This is a genomic window from Nostoc sp. DedQUE05 (assembly GCF_034530955.1).
Lineage (GTDB): Bacteria > Cyanobacteriota > Cyanobacteriia > Cyanobacteriales > Nostocaceae > Nostoc.
Genome location: NZ_JAVRCB010000011.1, coordinates 41,814 through 57,575, shown reverse-complemented (window position 1 = coordinate 57,575; position 15,762 = coordinate 41,814). Strand labels below are relative to the sequence as shown.

Below are 15,762 nucleotides of genomic sequence, written 5' to 3'. Positions count from 1 at the left end.
GCGATCGCGGCTGATAATCTAATTTATAATTGCAGAATAAGTCATAGTTCTAAGTCTTCATTAAATATTGATTCAATGTCTCTTGCAGCATGAATGACTCGGAGAATATCAATTGCTGATTCAGTGATGCGGTAAAAGATGAGATATTTTTGAAATCCTTTGATAGATATTTGTCGAATCCCTACTAGATTTGGATGGACAAATTGACATGGTTTTCCAATAGCCGGGGTTTTTGCTAATTGTTTAAATGTTGCTTCGGCTGCGGTTAAAAAGCGGTCTGAAACATTTAAGTTATCTTGTGCTATGTACGTTGCTAAGTCTATTAAGTCCCGGATAACTTGAGGTCTTTTTTTTATTTCAAACATCACGGCTAAATTGCATCTTGATGTTTGTTCATTCTTTCTCGGATTGTTTGACGGATATCTTCCCAATCTTGAACAGTCATTTCTGTTGCATTCCCAGAGTTTAATCCCTCCAGAAGCATTGTTTCTAGACGTTCTTTAGCTCTCTGTTTTTGGTCTTGTCGCACTAATTCACGAAAATATTCGCTGACACTGCTATAACCACCTTGAGCTACCTGTTCTTCTATATAAGCTCGCATGGTGTCAGGTAAGGAAATATTGATACTTTTCACAAGGGTTAGTTTTACAATGTGTTTTTCTACATTATGGCAGTTTTTGCCATTTTATGCCATTGCACAGAAAATTCTATTTGGGATGAGTAGATAGTCGCTTCTGGTTAGATTTTTATGCTATCTGGGCATATTTTAATTATCCAGCAAGTAGCATTAAAAGAGGATAAACAGTATGTTGACTATACAGTGGCAAGAAGAAATCGCATCGTTACAGCAAAGCTTAAGACGTGAAATCACCAAAATATCAGGTGGTTCAGACATTAATGTAATTAAGCATATTTGCATCAATAACTTAAAATCCAAGCTAGAACGATTAGAAGAAATTGATAAAATTCTGAGTATAGAAAAATATAAAATTGTTTTTATTGGTACTATTGGACAAGGTAAGACAACAGCTATTTGTCATCTTTTTAACTTAATCAGTGACTTTAAGTGTTCCAAAAATATTAATGGCAAAACTAAAGATGTAATCGAAACTAGAGAGTTACTCTCAACTGGAGGAGGCAAAACTACTATATGTGAAGTAATTATCAAAGCAGCCGACAGAACTTCCATAGAGGTAGAGCCTTATACAGTTGATGAGATGGAGAATCTTATTTTTGAATTCTGTGACTCTATTGCTAGTAAAGATGACACACAGTCAGAGCAGAAAATAATTATCTCTGAAGAAATTGAAAGAGCTATCAGGAACGTTATAGAACTAAAAAAAATTAATAAATCTGTTCCTGATGCTGAGAAAAATAAAACTATTAGAATCGATCAAGCTAAAGAGCTATTTAATGAGTCAGGAATGGAGGTACTGAAAAAGACTGCATTAAGTAATGCAAACCTTGAATCTAGAACTTCCACTAAAATTGAATTTGATAATCAAACTAGAGAGCAAGATTGGATAAAAAATACATTTGATGATATAAATAATGTCCGTTTGAAAGATTTTGCTATCCCAAGAAAAATCTATCTTTATGTCAGCTATGATGTTTTATCTGGCTCAAACTTGTCTCAGTTCGATTCTGTTGTTGATACTAAAGGGCTTGATGAGAACCCAATTCGTAAAGATTTGCAGAAATATATTGATAGCCAGGATAGTATCTGTCTTTTTGTAACCCCCTTCAATGCTGCTCCCGAAACTAATATTACTAAATTAATAGGTTATCATTTGACATCGAAATCCAAAGAATTTCATCATAGATTTGTTACTTTGATATTACCTCAAAAAAGCCAACCTGAAAAAGTACATGGTGCTGATGGAGATAGGGAGTTAGGAATTCAAATTAGACAGGACGAAGTTCAAGCTACATTCAAGCGTTTAAATTTAGACTTTTTTCAAGAAAATATCTTGTCCTATGATTCTTTGCGATACTACCGTGATGATATAGTCAAGCTAAATGATATTTACGATGAAGAAGATGTACAAGCAGATAAAGATGAACTTATCAAAGCTATAGCAGATGTAATAGAACGTAGACGAAATCTTTTATTAGATGAAATAAACAATATTCGAGAAAGTTTTGGAAAAATAAAAAATGGTGATACTTTGACAGTATCAGAAATTAAAGCAATTGAAAACGCCATTCAGAAGATAGAGAATGTACGAGACTTGAGTAAAAGAGTACCTAGTTTTGTTTATGAAGACTTTATTGATAAATATCTTGAATACTACCGTACAAGTTATAAAGCGTGGAACACTAAACACGCTATCCATAGAAATTTCGGTTACTATGAACCAAGGGATATAGATATATACTACGATGCGAAGGTTTTTGCTGAGGGAATAGATGAAGATGAAATGCTGAAGAAATTTACTAGAGAAGTCAAGCACGAACTAGAAAATATCTTGTATGAACTTACATATGCCAACGAATCTTTAAAGACGCTAATTCCTGAATTAGTAAAAGAATTTTACGCATTATATGACGATTTTATAGACGAAGTAGGAACAGAAATTGAAAAAGAACTTACAAGAATACTATTACCTCGAAGCGAAGAATCTAAGTTTTGGAATGCTCTAATTGCTGAGAAAGGTAAAGAAAAGAAAAAAGGGGAAACTTTCGCAGGTAACGTATGTGAGATATTTAGGCGAGAACTAGAAATAGAAACAAACTTGAACAAATTTTTCCAGAGAAAAGCTGAAGAACATTGGAAGGAATTAGTTAATAAAATACTAGGTTTCTTTGGACAAAAATAGAAAAGTTTGCAATTGCACAGTTAATACACAGCTTAGGGCGCAATCATCTTGCGCTTCTAAAAAAATTGTATCCACCATTAGTTAATTATAATAAAATAGTGATGACATATTTAAATGAAGAAATACAGCAAAAGCTGGAAATATATATTAAAAAATATAACCAACAATATATAAAATGTTTAATTAGGGGTATAGAAATACCAATTAATGGCAGACCAGAAGAGTTGGTGAGGCAAATATTTATTCATTTTCTAATTAAAGAAAGTAAATTGTTGTCAGATAAAATTACTATTAAAGTTGAAGCCAATAATCATGATATAGAAATATATAAAAAACAAAAAAATGAAACCTTTAAGCCACATCAAAATCCTTTAATGATTGTGGAAGTAAAACGAGAAGATGTAAACTTGCAAAATTACTATAATCAGATAGAAAGATATTTAACAAATTCTGGTTGTAATATTGGAATTTTGTATAATTATCATGAAATTATTGCCTTGATTAAAAAACATAATCAATTTAAAATTTATTATCCTAACCACTTGACAGAAATTCAAGAATTAATTTTACAGGTAAACAGCAGTATTGATAAGGACTTATTAGAATTTGAAAATGCTCAAAATGGAAATCTGGAAAGTTTTATTTATCTTCTTCAGAAATATGGCAAATATACTAATCATACAATAAGTTTTAAATTGAAACACCAGCTATTAGTAATAGACGGATATTTATTTACTATCCAAGATAATAAAATTTATTATAAGATATGTGGTCAATATTCTAAAAAGCAGCAAGTTTTTGATTGCCAAGATTTTGAGAAACTAATTTCTATCATTTATTAAAAAAACCACAGATGCACACCAATATTTATCTGCGTTCATCTGCGGTTAATTATTCAAACCTTAATCTTAATGTACTAACGCGATCGCACTTTTTGTCAAGCTTCCACAGTGAATCCATTAAACGCCATGTTTTCTATAAAAATATCGGGTTTCATCCTGGCTTGTAAATCAAGTTTTGAACTCGTAAACTAGCTTTTGCGACTTGAAAAGCAGCTTTTGTGACTTGAAAAGTAGCTTTTGCGACTTGAAAAGCAGTTTTTGTGACTTGAAAAGTAGCTTTTGCGACTTGAAAAGCAGCTTTTGCGACTTTAAAAGTAGCTTTTCTGACTTCAAAAGCAGCTTTTCTGACTTCAAAACCTGTTAATGTTAAAGAATTTCAGCAAATCTAACCACATTTATTTATAAATTAATCTTAATGCCTTAGAAATTCTCATAAAAAAACGCAAATATACGCATTAAACGCAATTTTTCAGCATTTCCATACGTACATTTGCGATAAAATAAAAAACGATGCCTACGGCTGGCTACGCCTACGCAGCTTTAATGCACTAATGCGATCGCACGTTTTGTTAACGCTTCAGCAGTTAATCCATTAAACGCCATCAATTCACCAGCACTGGCTGTAGTTTCGCCACGTTTCCATGCAAAGGTGTCGCGCTTGGCTGTACTCCTTAACAAGATAGGTTCTAGCATCCCCGCAGCGCCACCTGTAACAGCAATTAGCGCATCGCCATCAAATAATTCGGCAAATTTCGCATCATCTAAGAAATCGCCATCAGGTTCGGAACAGATATCCCATGCGGTATCGTGGGGACGATACAAACGTCTGGGGTTAATAACAGAAACTATCTTCGCACCAATACCTTCAGTTTCTAAGAAAGCAGCAGCTTCAAATACTGGCATTAATGTCATATCGCCAATTACAGCAAATACAACTTGTTTATCGCCAGCAATTTCATGTAATAACACCGCACCATCGCGCAACCCTTGACGAGTTTGTTCTAAAGTTGTGCGAATTGGTAATGGCGATTTACTTGCTGTAATTACAATTCCCTTATTCTTAGTTTTCAATGCCCAATCATAACAGGCTTGAATACTATTAGCATCAGGCGGAAATAATGGGAAAACATTTCCATTTCGCATCAACGAAGCAAAGTAAGCTTCAATTTCGGGACGTTGGTGAGTCCAACCGTTGCGCCCTTGTTCTAATGCGCCTGCTGTGAATAAAGTAATAGTCGAGGGAGTTGGACGGCGCAATTCTGCCATTGATTGGGTTACAGTTTGCCAAATTGGTAATCCGTTGATGGCAAAAGATTCGTAAGAACACCACAAAGTTCTCGCACCCATTAACGCTAAACCCGCAGCTAAACCGGCACAAGCATCTTCACTCAATGGTTCATAAACTTGTCCATTTGGCGCTTGGTTATATAAGTCGTCGGTTGTGGGGTGGATAATCTTTAATACTTGGTTAATGTTGGCAATTCCTGATGCTTCATTACCATCGGCGTTGGTGACAAGGAAATTTCGATCTTTATTTCCAACTATTCCTACTAATCGTCCCATCGCAGTTGTGGAAACTTTTGGTTCACCTCCAACTGCATATTCTTCTAAAGGTAATTCGCCTAAATCTGGTAATGGAAATTCAAATTCTGTCACCACAGTTTTCCCTGCTGGGCCACCACCGGCGCGTTCTGCATTTGTTCTAACTAATTGCCAAGCTTCCACAGACAAAGCACGGGTTTGCAATGCACTAATAATATGAGGCGCATCTAGCGTGTCTTTAGGATAAAGGTTGTGGGATTTTGCACCTCGCGCGTGGACTCCTGCACCTTTGAGTTGTTTAATGATGAAGACGGTAAGTTTACCACCCAGTGCCGATCGCGCTGCTTTATCTATACCAGAAAGTACTGCTTGAGTAAATTCTAGGCGTTTCTCAAAGGAAAAGGCAGTACTATCAACGTAATCCCCTGGTTGGTCTCGATCGTCGAAATCCTTGGCATCAACTAACACCACTTCATCAAAACCGTTACCTTGCCAATATGCTTGCATCTCTAGGTTGGTTTTCAGGGAAACCATGCTGTGATGTTCTTGGCTGTAACCGTTCCACACTAATATCGGCAAAAAGTTGGTGACAGCAGGATAAGCAGTATGAAAATGTGCGATCGCACTTACAATATAAGGCTCACCCAATCCACCATCCCCAACTGTAAAGGGGAACAACTTATCTTTGTGCAATAGCGCAGCCGCCATTGCAAAGTGTTGCCCTTGTCCCAAAGGCCCCGCAGGTGCGAGAATACCGGGAATGTAACCAGAAAGGTGTCCTAAAAGTCCGTGCTTTTCTCGGAAGCGATCGCGCAATTCTTGGACTGTAAAAATTCCCATGTCCTCTAGCGATCGATCCAAGAACATGGCACTATAAAATCCGGGGGCGTGGTGTCCGACTTCGGTAATAATGTTCTTGTATCCCAGCATGACAAGAGATGCATAAGCTTCTGCTTGGCTGGCGAATCCGCCGGGATGCCCAGAAGCCTTACTACCAGTAACTTGTAAAGTCAGGTAGCGCAGGGCATCGGCAGCAAGTAAAGTTTGATATACTGCATTTGGTTCTGTGGGAGATGCGATCGCGATTTTGCCCGACTCGATAGCAGGAGTTGCACCATAAGTTTCAAAATCTGGTAATGCTTCACCAAAATATTGAATCCCTTCCGAAAAATTAGGAAGCGCTGAAGATGCCTTTGGGGAGATTGCAGTCATGCTGAGTACCTTTTGACGATGAAGTGAAACTGTAGATGCTCGTTGAATTTAACCAAAATTTTACATCTTCGAGGTTGTAACAGTTTATTGCTTTTTTGCAACGTTAGAATAAGTACTTTAAATGGTCAGGCAACCAAAATTTCAATTAGTTGAAGTAGCAAAAAATATTTAATCGGAAAAAAATTTATGAAATTCCCAAATGGGCCGCAAACTCCAGCAGTTGTACAGATGATGCGCTGGATTGTTAATCCGATGTTATTTATGGAGGATTGTGCCAAAACCTATGGCGAGATTTTTACTCTCCGATTAGACAAAAATCTGCCTCCTATGGTGGTTGTCAGCAACCCCCAAGCGCAACAGCAAATTTTGACAACTGATACCAAGGAATTAGAAGCCCCTGGCGATCTGAATAAGGTGTTTGAACCTTTGCTGGGAAAGCATTCTGTGATTAGCATTAGCGGTGCAGAACACCAGCGCCAACGCCAGTTGTTAATGCCTCCCTTTCACGGCGAAAGAATGCGGAACTATAGCCAAGTGATTACCGATGTCACCAAGCAAGTTATCAACCAATACCAGATAGGTAAACCCTTTAATATTCGGTCTGCAACTCAAGCTATTACCCTGCGGGTGATTATGCAAGCTGTATTTGGTCTATATGAAGGGCCTCGCGCCGAAAAACTACAGCATTTTTTGGGCGATCTTTTAGAAAAGGCCAGTTCTCGCTTAAGTATAGCTTTGCTTTATTTTCCAGCTTTGCAAAGAGATTTTGGCCCGATTAACTTCTGGGGAAATCAGATGCGCCTTCAGCAAGAAGCTGACCAACTCCTCTACGAGGAAATTCGGGAACGTCGAGAACAACCAGATTCATCACGCACGGATATTCTTAGCTTACTCATGGCTGCTAGAGATGAAGCCGGTCAACCCATGACTGATGAAGAGTTGCGCGATGAATTGATGACTCTGTTAGTCGCTGGTCACGAAACCACAGCAACAGCCTTAGCATGGGCATTCTACTGGATTCATAAAATACCATCAGTGCGCCAAAAGCTACTGCAAGAATTAGATAGCTTGGGCGATAACCCAGATCCTGGCACTGTTTTCAAATTACCTTATCTCAACGCTGTTTGTTCCGAGACATTGCGGATTTATCCAGTAGGTATGCTAACTTTTCCCAGAAGAGTAAAAACACCGATATCGCTGGGCGGTTACGAACTAGAACCGGGTACAGTCCTAATTGGTTCTATTTATCTGACCCACCAACGGGAAGATATTTATCCAGAACCTAAGCAGTTTAAGCCAGAACGCTTTTTAGAACGGCAATTTTCTGCTTATGAATATTTGCCCTTTGGCGCTGGTGCTAGACGCTGTATTGGGCTAGCGTTTGCCCAGTTGGAAATGAAGCTAGCACTTGCTCAAATCCTTTCTAGCAAGGAATTAGAACTAGTTAATAAAGGTGAAGTGCGACCTAAACGCCGTGGCTTGGTGACAGGGCCAGATCGTCCCATTGAGATGGTTGTCACGAGTCAACGTCAGGTGAGGTCTTCCATCCTCCAGACAACCTCTGTTTGATGCTGCGAGGTTTAATGGTTGCGTTCAGCAAACTGTCAATTATCTATACATTTAGATAGATTTTCAATGCTTTTAAACAATCCCTATAGTCCTCTTTTAAAGAGGACTATAGGGATTTTAATATATTACAACTGTAAAAAGAATGAATTTTAAGATGGATAGTATATATCAAAATAAAGCATTTTAATATCACCAAAAGACGTAACTTTAATATGTGTATCCAAAAATAATTGAGTAAGTTTTTTCTGTAAATCGCTTTCAAAATTCAGAAAAAATATTATCATTAACTTTGTAAAAATTAATAGTGATTAATTACCACTACGGGTTACTTAGTAGTAATTAACTCCCTACTATCCCCTGAAAATATTAACAAAGCTTGCTCTAATTGCATCTTTTTTAAGGAGTGTTAGGGAGAAGTAAGCCTTAACCCAAGCGGATTGAATTATTTGCGCCTTGTTAAATCCTAAAATTATTCAATAAACAATGAAACTATTTGAGAATCTCAGTACACCAGCGTTGTTACAAACTCTGCAATTAATTGCTGAACCAACAAAGTTTTTAGAAAATAATGCTGCCAAATATGGTGATGTTTTCACAGTACAGGTAATGGGTTTAAAGTCGCCACCGATAGTATTTTTTAGCCATCCCCAAGCAATTAGTGATTGTTTTGCCATACCTGCACACAAATTAGATTTTAACAAAGCAACCCATGTATTTAAACCCTTGTTTGGTGAGAATTCTATTGTGTTTCAAGAGGCGCGATCGCACCAACAACAGCGACAGCTATTACTTCCAGCTTTTCATGGCGATAATTTAAAATCTTATGGACAAGCAATTTGTCAAATAACTGAAGAGATTACACAACATTGGACATCAGATACAAATATTTGTATACACAAATTAATGTCAAATATCACTTTAGAAATTATCTTACAAGTGGTATTTGGGATTACTCATGGTGTGCGTTACCAACAATTAAAAGAACAATTGAGTTCTTTATTAGAAGACGTAACTAAACCTTGGTATTCCAGCTTGTTTTTCTTTCCTTCGCTGCAAAAAGATTTAGGCGCATGGAGTCCTTGGGGAATTTTCTTAAAAAGACGAGAGCAAATTGACAAACTCATCTATGCAGAAATTTCTGAAAGACGTTGGCAAAATGATCCTGCGCGTACAGATATTCTCAGTCTGCTGATGTCAGCGTATGACGTAAATGGGCAACAGATGACAGATGAGGAATTACGCGATCAACTAGTTTCATTATTGCTATTGGGTTACGAAACTACATCTGGTGTATTAGCCTGGATATTTTATTTAATTCACTCTCACCCAAAGGTGAAACATCGGCTAATGCAAGAACTAAACACCTTGGACAATCTCACAAATCCTGAAACAATTGCCCAATTACCTTATCTCACCGCCGTTTGTCAAGAAACACTGCGAATTCACCCTATTGCTTTAATCTGCACACCGCGAATGGTAAAAGATAGAGTGGAAATTATGGAGCATAAATTTACATCAGAAACAGTTTTAGTTCCCTGTATTTATTTAGCACATCGCCGAGCCGAGACTTACCCAGAACCAGAACAGTTTCGCCCAGAAAGATTCCTCAACCAAAAATTTTCACCTTACGAATATTTACCCTTTGGTGGAGGTTATCGCGGTTGTATTGGTGCAGCCTTTTCCATGTACGAACTAAAATTAGTAACAGCTATAATATTATCCCGTTTTGAATTAAGCCTTACTGATAAACGTCCTGTGCATCCAGTCCGTCGTGGAATTACAATTGTCCCTAGCGGTGGTGTAAAAATGGTTGTTACTAAAAAAGCAAAACTCAAAAAACAAACAATACTTTCTACTTAATTACTCAATCCTCCAATTTGCATATATCGTAATATAGAGCCGCTTATTAGTATCTAGCCTTTACAGTAAATAGTAAGAGGACATTTATGAGAATTAGTAATTCATGCCTAATGAGCATCGGTTAGAAGAACAATTTTTATCCCAAGAAGCTGAAAAACAAGTATCCAATCAGCTAGATGAAGTAGAAGAAATAGAAATAGATGTAAAAACCGACCTGTTAAAAATACTTCAAGGACAAGCGGATGGAGTGTCGGTTACTGGTCAAGGATTAGTGATTAAAGAAGACATTCGCGTACAGGAAATAAAACTGCAAACAGATAGTATTGACATCAATCCCTTTAGCGCTCTTTTTGGTCAAATAGAACTCAATGAGGCTGTAAATGCCATTGCTCGGATTGTACTCACAGAAGTGGATATGAACCGCACTTTGGCATCAGACTTTGTTAGTAGCCAGATGCAAAACTTTGATTTGGATGTAGATGGCGAGATTGTCAGTTTTGAGCCGCAAAAAATTCAAGTATTTTTACCTGGTGAAGGCAAAATTGAATGTAGGGGAAGAGTGCTGTTAAAGGAAATGGGAAATACTCGCCCTTTAGCCTACACTGCGGTGCTTCGTCCACGGACTCATTCACAACCCGCGATGCTGGAGAGTTTTAACTGCACCGAGGGAGAGGGTGTTTCAATAGAATTAGTTACAGCAATAATGCAGAAAGCCAAAGAACTGATGAATCTACCATCTTTAAAATGGGAAGATATGGCGTTCAAGATTAAAGATATAAAAGTAGAAAAGGGTAGTTTAATACTTCTGGTAGAAACTCAAGTGAAGCAAATACCATCATCAATTACTGAATTATCTCTTTAGTAGTATTGACAATAGTTAAGGATAGTTTTTGTAACTAGGGAATGATGTAAATTTTTTAAAAGTTTTGTAAGCTTTTAAAAGCTACTTAATTTCAAAATGACAACTATGCAAGAGTATGATGTTGTGCTGATCGGTGCTGGGCACAATGGGTTAGTTTGTGCAGCTTATTTGCTAAAAGCTGGTTATAGCGTCCTGTTACTAGAAAAGCGTTCTGTTATCGGTGGTGCAGCAACAACTGAAGAATGTCTACCCCAAGAAGCTCCTGGATTTAAATTCAATTTGTGCGCGATTGACCATGAATTTATTCATTTAGGGCCAGTTGTTGAAGAATTAGAACTAGAAAAATATGGCTTGCATTATTTGGAGTGCGATCCAGTTGTTTTCTGTCCTCATCCTGATGGGAAGTATTTTTTAGGACATAAGTCGCTGGAAAAGACTTGTGCAGAAATCGCCCGTTACAACCAACGTGATGCCAAAAAATATGCAGAATTTGTAGACTTTTGGCAGCGAGCGCTAGGTGCAATGATTCCTATGTTTAATGCACCGCCAAAATCAGTTATAGACATCCTTGGTAACTACGACATCACCAAACTGAAAGATTTATTTTCTGTTATTGGTTCTCCAAACAAAACGCTGGACTTTATTCGCACGATGTTGACCAGCGCTGAGGATTTACTTAACGAGTGGTTTGATGAAGAATTTCTGAAAGCGCCACTAGCCAGACTATCAGCAGAACTTGGTGCGCCGCCATCACAAAAAACCCTTGCCATTGGTGCAATTATGATGGCAATGCGTCATAATCCGGGGATGGCCAGACCTCGCGGCGGAACTGGCGCACTTGTGCAAGCTTTGGTGAATTTAGTTACAAGTAAAGGTGGCGTTATTCTCACAGATCAGCACGTTGAAAAAGTTTTAATTGATGATGGCAAAGCTGTAGGTGTGCGGGTTGCTGGTGGAAAAGAATATCGCGCTAAATACGGGGTTATTTCTAATATTGATGCCAAGCGGTTGTTCTTACAAATGACAGATAAAAGCGATATTGATGGAGCCGACCCAAATTTATGGGAAAGATTAGAACGCCGCATCGTTAACAACAACGAAACCATCCTCAAAATAGATTTGGCTTTAGACGAACCACTCCACTTTCCTCACCACGCTCACAAAGATGAATATCTGGTTGGTTCTATTTTGATTGCTGATTCTGTGGCTCATGTAGAACAGGCTCATAGTAAATGTACTTTGGGAGAAATTCCTGATGCTGACCCATCAATGTATTTGGTGATGCCTAGCTATTTAGATCCCACATTAGCACCACCAGGTAAGCACACTCTATGGATTGAGTTTTTTGCTCCTTATCAAATTGCTGGTGCAGAAGGCACTGGTTTAAAAGGTACTGGTTGGACGGATGAATTGAAAAACAAAGTTGCAGATCGGGTGATTGATAAATTGGCAGACTATGCACCCAATGTCAAGAATGCAACTATCGCCCGTCGGGTAGAAAGTCCAGCTGAACTAGGAGAAAGATTAGGTGCGTACAAAGGGAATTATTACCATGTTGACATGACCCTAGATCAGATGGTATTCTTCCGTCCCTTGCCAGAAATAGCGAACTACAAAACGCCAATTGATAATCTATTTTTGACTGGTGCAGGGACTCATCCAGGTGGTTCAATTTCGGGAATGCCGGGACGCAATTGTGCGCGCGCATTTTTGCAGGCAAAACATCCCATTAGCCAAACTTTGAAAGATGCGCGGGATTCGATTAAGTCAACTGTCGAGTCAGTGTTTGGCATTAGTTAAGCCTTGCACAGAGAAAATAGAGTAATACAGTTTAGATAAACCCAAAACCCTTATGTAAAGACGCGATTTATCGCGTCTTTATTTATTAGGCAATCACGAAAATATTTGTATTAGTCATAGCTAGACCTATTGCTAGTTGAGCAACTTGGATTTGACTAAATGAGCCTGTACCATCAGCATCAAAGAATAAACCTCCTGTATTATTGTTGTAGATAAAGCGATCGCTACTATCTTCTGCTACTGAACCGATAAAAAATTGCATGGCTTGAAGTATACCCTCACTAAGTCCACCTCCAAACCCGATTTTAGAAACATAAATTGTGTCATCTAAGGACGAAAAATCTGTAATGTTATGAATACCCTCAGCAGGGGTATTAATAGTAAAAACATCAGATTCAGTTGCTCCCGTTAGTGTATCGTTACCTAAACCTCCAACGAAAGTATCATTACCACTTCCCCCTATAAGGATGTCATTGCCATTTCCACCATTTAGATTGTTATTACTAGTATTACCAGTCCCATTAATATCATCTGCACCTGTTAAGGTAAGATTTTCTTCATTGGCTGATAAAGGAGAGCTAACGGTTGATGAAACGGTCATATCTGGCGAAGTAGGCGTACTATTGGTAACAGTGAGTAAAGTTTTAAATACCTTTTGGTTGCTGCTTAGACTTTCATCAAACTCTTGGATTGAATTAGTTGGATCTAGAAATGAAATAACATAGTAATTTCCAATTGGGATATTAGGAAACGCACCGCTCCAAGTCGCTGTTCCCGAATTGAATGGATTAATCGAAGAAATAGTTGTATTACCAATTAAGTAATGAGAACCAATATTATCAGTGATATTTGTATCAGTAGAAGCGTAAAACGAAACCGAGAAAGTGCCTGTCGCGGCTGTACCATTGTTGCGAGGATAGACTGTGATGCTAAAATTTTCCCCATATTTGATAGTTTTATTATTAAAACTTCCAAGAGTGGTGTTAAACCACACATCAGAATCTACTAAATCAGCTTTGTCAGTGGGTTGGCGCGCGGTATTGTCTTGGTCGATCCAGTTTTGAATCTCATTATATCGAGTGCTTGTAATTCGGGCGAACTCGTTGTAAAGCGGAGTTTTGTTGCTGGTTGTCTCATTTGAAGCTACTCCATAAATAGTTGGTTTATTTGTGTTGGAATTATTAAGCCAGAGAGGGCCTCCACTATTTCCAGGTAGGATATCTAGCTCATTACTACGCAAGATCGAGTCAGTTGTACTTGTGATTTTTCCACTCTGAGTCCACATATCATAGTTGTCAAATTTCCCATCGCTATTGGAATCAAATTTATCAGAAGGGTATCCAGTAACATTCATTAAAGTTCCACTGCTGAGATTATCGTCATATCCATAGTTAAACCAGCCAGTGAAGTTTCCAATATTGCGGTCAAGAGTAACCAATCCTATATCGTATTGAAAAGTTTCGCTTTTAGTTTGATCTCCTTGAGTCCATCCATCAAAAGAACGTGTGTAAACAGATTTGGCTTCACTATAATATTCATAATCAGCCCGGTTTGTACCAGCAATGATATTTCCTTTAGAACCAAGCATCACCTCAATTTTATCTGCCCAACCTCCATATCTCGTATCATATACACAATGTCCTGCTGTTAAAAAGTGGTAGGAATCAATCATGGCGCCAGAACCGTTAATGATAATATCATCAGCAGTATTAATAACCCCATCTGGCCCTTTCCAACTTATTCTCATCTTTCCTACAGCACTAAATGGAGAAGTTGTCGTATTGCTAACTTTTGTCCGACCATCAGGGGAGAAAAGAGACATACTTTTATATCCTAAATAAAAATGATGAATACAAAATATACAATTTTAATGCCAAAAATTATCTCATGGCATTATGAATGCACTAGCAATTTTTATGAGAATTTTTCCCGATAATAAATTTTTAAGTAATATTAAAACTTTAAATTGCCATATATTTAATATAAATTATTTCTACGATTTATCAATATCTAGAGCTTACTTTTAATTTTATTTCTAAGCATCAAATAAAAGTAATTAATAGAGATAGAGGTTGGAAAAACTAACTATTCTGATATTACTTCTGTCTTCACCTCTGCGATCCTGGCTGATTTATACTGTCGGCATTGGCGGTTTGAAGAAGCTTCTCATCAGGATGAATTACTACACGAATGCGATGTTTACGACGAGTCACAGCTACGCAATATATATAGCAGCACAAATAAATTGTTTTTTGAGTAAAGCAGGTTCTAAGCGATTGCTTTATGTGTACTTAATATGATATTATTACATACGCTTGATTTTGATAAAGTTTTATGCATCGTCAACAAAACTTTTTGGGAAAATAAATATAAGTAAATTAATGGGTAAAAACTAGTGTATTTTGATAATACTCAAAAAACTAACAAATTTGAACATCATCTAATAATTTTTGTAGGTACAGCATGGTTTTTCGGCACTGCTTCGTTGCATCTGGCTTGATAGCTTTCTTGACATTTGGCTGTAGTGGTGGGGGAAACTCATCGGTAGAAAATACTACACAGGTTGTCCAAGAAAGCAATGTAACCCAACTTTTCATAGAAGCGAAGGCTACCCAAAAAGCAGAAGATTACTTCCATCAAGGTAATAATTTATTAGATAGACAAAATTATGAAGATGCCATAAAAGCTTATGATAAAGCGATCGCCATCAAAATTGAGAGTCCTGAAGCCTGGATTAACCGTGGCATCGCTTTAACATCGTTGCAACGCTACCAAGATGCTCTTGGATCTTATAATAGAGCGATCGCCATCAAACCCGACAAATATGAAGCTTGGTATAATCGTGGCATCGCCTTAACATCGTTGCAACGCTACAAAGATGCTGTTACATCTTACAACAAAGCGATCGCCATCAAACCCGACAAATATGAAGCCTTAATTAACCGAGGCATAGCTCTAACAAAGCTGCATCGCTACCAAGATGCGATCGCATCTTATAATAGAGCGATCGCTATCAAGCAAGATTTGCACCAAGCGTATTACAACAAAGCTTGCTCTTATGCTTTACAAAGCAATCTAGAATTAGCAATTGAGAACCTAGACAAAGCAATCAAGCTTGTTCCTAATAAATACAAGAAATTAGCAAAAACTGACCCAGACTTTAGCAAAGTGCGTAGTGAAAAGCAGTTTCAGGAATTACTGCAATAGTATTTGATGCGCCACTACTCAGTGTAAAATATAAGCCTGCTGTAACAAG

The 15,762-nt window shown here is 37.7% G+C and carries 11 protein-coding genes; 7 read left to right on the top strand and 4 right to left on the bottom strand.

What is annotated here, in order from left to right:
* Positions 1 to 41 precede the first annotated feature (41 nt).
* Both RMZ42_RS10115 and RMZ42_RS10110 read right to left on the bottom strand, forming a co-directional pair.
* Complete coding sequence (locus RMZ42_RS10115) at positions 42 to 365, bottom strand: type II toxin-antitoxin system RelE/ParE family toxin (protein ID WP_322671301.1); 324 nt, start codon at positions 363 to 365, stop codon at positions 42 to 44.
* Between the two features lie 5 nt (positions 366 to 370).
* On the bottom strand, positions 371 to 634 hold the full coding sequence (locus RMZ42_RS10110) for a type II toxin-antitoxin system ParD family antitoxin (RefSeq protein WP_322671300.1): 264 nt from the start codon (positions 632 to 634) through the stop codon (positions 371 to 373).
* Between the two features lie 172 nt (positions 635 to 806).
* On the opposite strand from RMZ42_RS10110, the gene RMZ42_RS10105 reads away from it, so the two are divergent.
* Together RMZ42_RS10105 and RMZ42_RS10100 are read left to right on the top strand one after the other, a co-directional pair.
* Positions 807 to 2,819 (top strand): hypothetical protein, encoded by a 2,013-nt coding sequence (locus RMZ42_RS10105; protein WP_322671299.1) that lies wholly within the window; start codon positions 807 to 809, stop codon positions 2,817 to 2,819.
* Between the two features lie 101 nt (positions 2,820 to 2,920).
* Entirely contained in the window at positions 2,921 to 3,661 is a 741-nt protein-coding gene (locus RMZ42_RS10100) for a type I restriction enzyme HsdR N-terminal domain-containing protein (protein ID WP_322671298.1), read from the top strand.
* A gap of 540 nt (positions 3,662 to 4,201) precedes the next feature.
* Here the strand turns inward: RMZ42_RS10100 and RMZ42_RS10095 are convergent.
* On the bottom strand, positions 4,202 to 6,415 hold the full coding sequence (locus RMZ42_RS10095; RefSeq protein ID WP_322671297.1) for a phosphoketolase: 2,214 nt from the start codon (positions 6,413 to 6,415) through the stop codon (positions 4,202 to 4,204).
* Positions 6,416 to 6,601: 186 nt separating this feature from the next.
* Here RMZ42_RS10095 and RMZ42_RS10090 point away from each other — a divergent pair, with 186 nt between their 5' ends.
* From RMZ42_RS10090 to crtO, 4 genes are all read left to right on the top strand, one after another.
* A complete protein-coding gene (locus tag RMZ42_RS10090; RefSeq protein ID WP_322671296.1) occupies positions 6,602 to 7,984 on the top strand; it encodes a cytochrome P450 in 1,383 nt (460 codons plus the stop codon).
* Positions 7,985 to 8,467: 483 nt separating this feature from the next.
* The gene (locus RMZ42_RS10085) at positions 8,468 to 9,844 is read left to right on the top strand and encodes a cytochrome P450 (RefSeq protein WP_322671295.1); all 1,377 of its coding nucleotides are present in this window, start codon (positions 8,468 to 8,470) and stop codon (positions 9,842 to 9,844) included.
* A gap of 103 nt (positions 9,845 to 9,947) precedes the next feature.
* Positions 9,948 to 10,706 (top strand): DUF2993 domain-containing protein, encoded by a 759-nt coding sequence (locus RMZ42_RS10080; protein ID WP_322671294.1) that lies wholly within the window; start codon positions 9,948 to 9,950, stop codon positions 10,704 to 10,706.
* 105 nt (positions 10,707 to 10,811) lie between these two features.
* Positions 10,812 to 12,506, top strand: coding sequence for a beta-carotene ketolase CrtO (gene crtO, locus RMZ42_RS10075; RefSeq protein WP_322671400.1), 1,695 nt, complete (start codon positions 10,812 to 10,814; stop codon positions 12,504 to 12,506).
* Positions 12,507 to 12,591: 85 nt separating this feature from the next.
* Here crtO and RMZ42_RS10070 read toward each other — a convergent pair whose 3' ends face one another.
* Positions 12,592 to 14,328 carry a trypsin-like serine protease gene (locus RMZ42_RS10070; RefSeq protein WP_322671293.1) on the bottom strand — a complete coding sequence of 579 codons (1,737 nt, stop codon included), beginning with the start codon at positions 14,326 to 14,328 and terminating at the stop codon, positions 12,592 to 12,594.
* 641 nt (positions 14,329 to 14,969) lie between these two features.
* Here RMZ42_RS10070 and RMZ42_RS10065 point away from each other — a divergent pair.
* The gene (locus tag RMZ42_RS10065) at positions 14,970 to 15,713 is read left to right on the top strand and encodes a tetratricopeptide repeat protein (RefSeq protein ID WP_322671292.1); all 744 of its coding nucleotides are present in this window, start codon (positions 14,970 to 14,972) and stop codon (positions 15,711 to 15,713) included.
* Positions 15,714 to 15,762 lie beyond the last annotated feature (49 nt).

Excerpts from the sequence above, each read along its gene's own strand:
- RMZ42_RS10115 (WP_322671301.1), bottom strand. The coding sequence starts at position 365 with ATGTTTGAAATAAAAAAAAGACCTCAAGTTATCCGGGACTTAATAGAC.
- RMZ42_RS10105 (WP_322671299.1), top strand. The coding sequence starts at position 807 with ATGTTGACTATACAGTGGCAAGAAGAAATCGCATCGTTACAGCAAAGC.
- RMZ42_RS10100 (WP_322671298.1), top strand. The coding sequence starts at position 2,921 with ATGACATATTTAAATGAAGAAATACAGCAAAAGCTGGAAATATATATT.
- RMZ42_RS10095 (WP_322671297.1), bottom strand. The coding sequence starts at position 6,415 with ATGACTGCAATCTCCCCAAAGGCATCTTCAGCGCTTCCTAATTTTTCG.
- RMZ42_RS10090 (WP_322671296.1), top strand. The coding sequence starts at position 6,602 with ATGAAATTCCCAAATGGGCCGCAAACTCCAGCAGTTGTACAGATGATG.
- RMZ42_RS10085 (WP_322671295.1), top strand. The coding sequence starts at position 8,468 with ATGAAACTATTTGAGAATCTCAGTACACCAGCGTTGTTACAAACTCTG.
- RMZ42_RS10080 (WP_322671294.1), top strand. The coding sequence starts at position 9,948 with ATGCCTAATGAGCATCGGTTAGAAGAACAATTTTTATCCCAAGAAGCT.
- crtO (WP_322671400.1), top strand. The coding sequence starts at position 10,812 with ATGCAAGAGTATGATGTTGTGCTGATCGGTGCTGGGCACAATGGGTTA.
- RMZ42_RS10070 (WP_322671293.1), bottom strand. The coding sequence starts at position 14,328 with ATGTCTCTTTTCTCCCCTGATGGTCGGACAAAAGTTAGCAATACGACA.
- RMZ42_RS10065 (WP_322671292.1), top strand. The coding sequence starts at position 14,970 with ATGGTTTTTCGGCACTGCTTCGTTGCATCTGGCTTGATAGCTTTCTTG.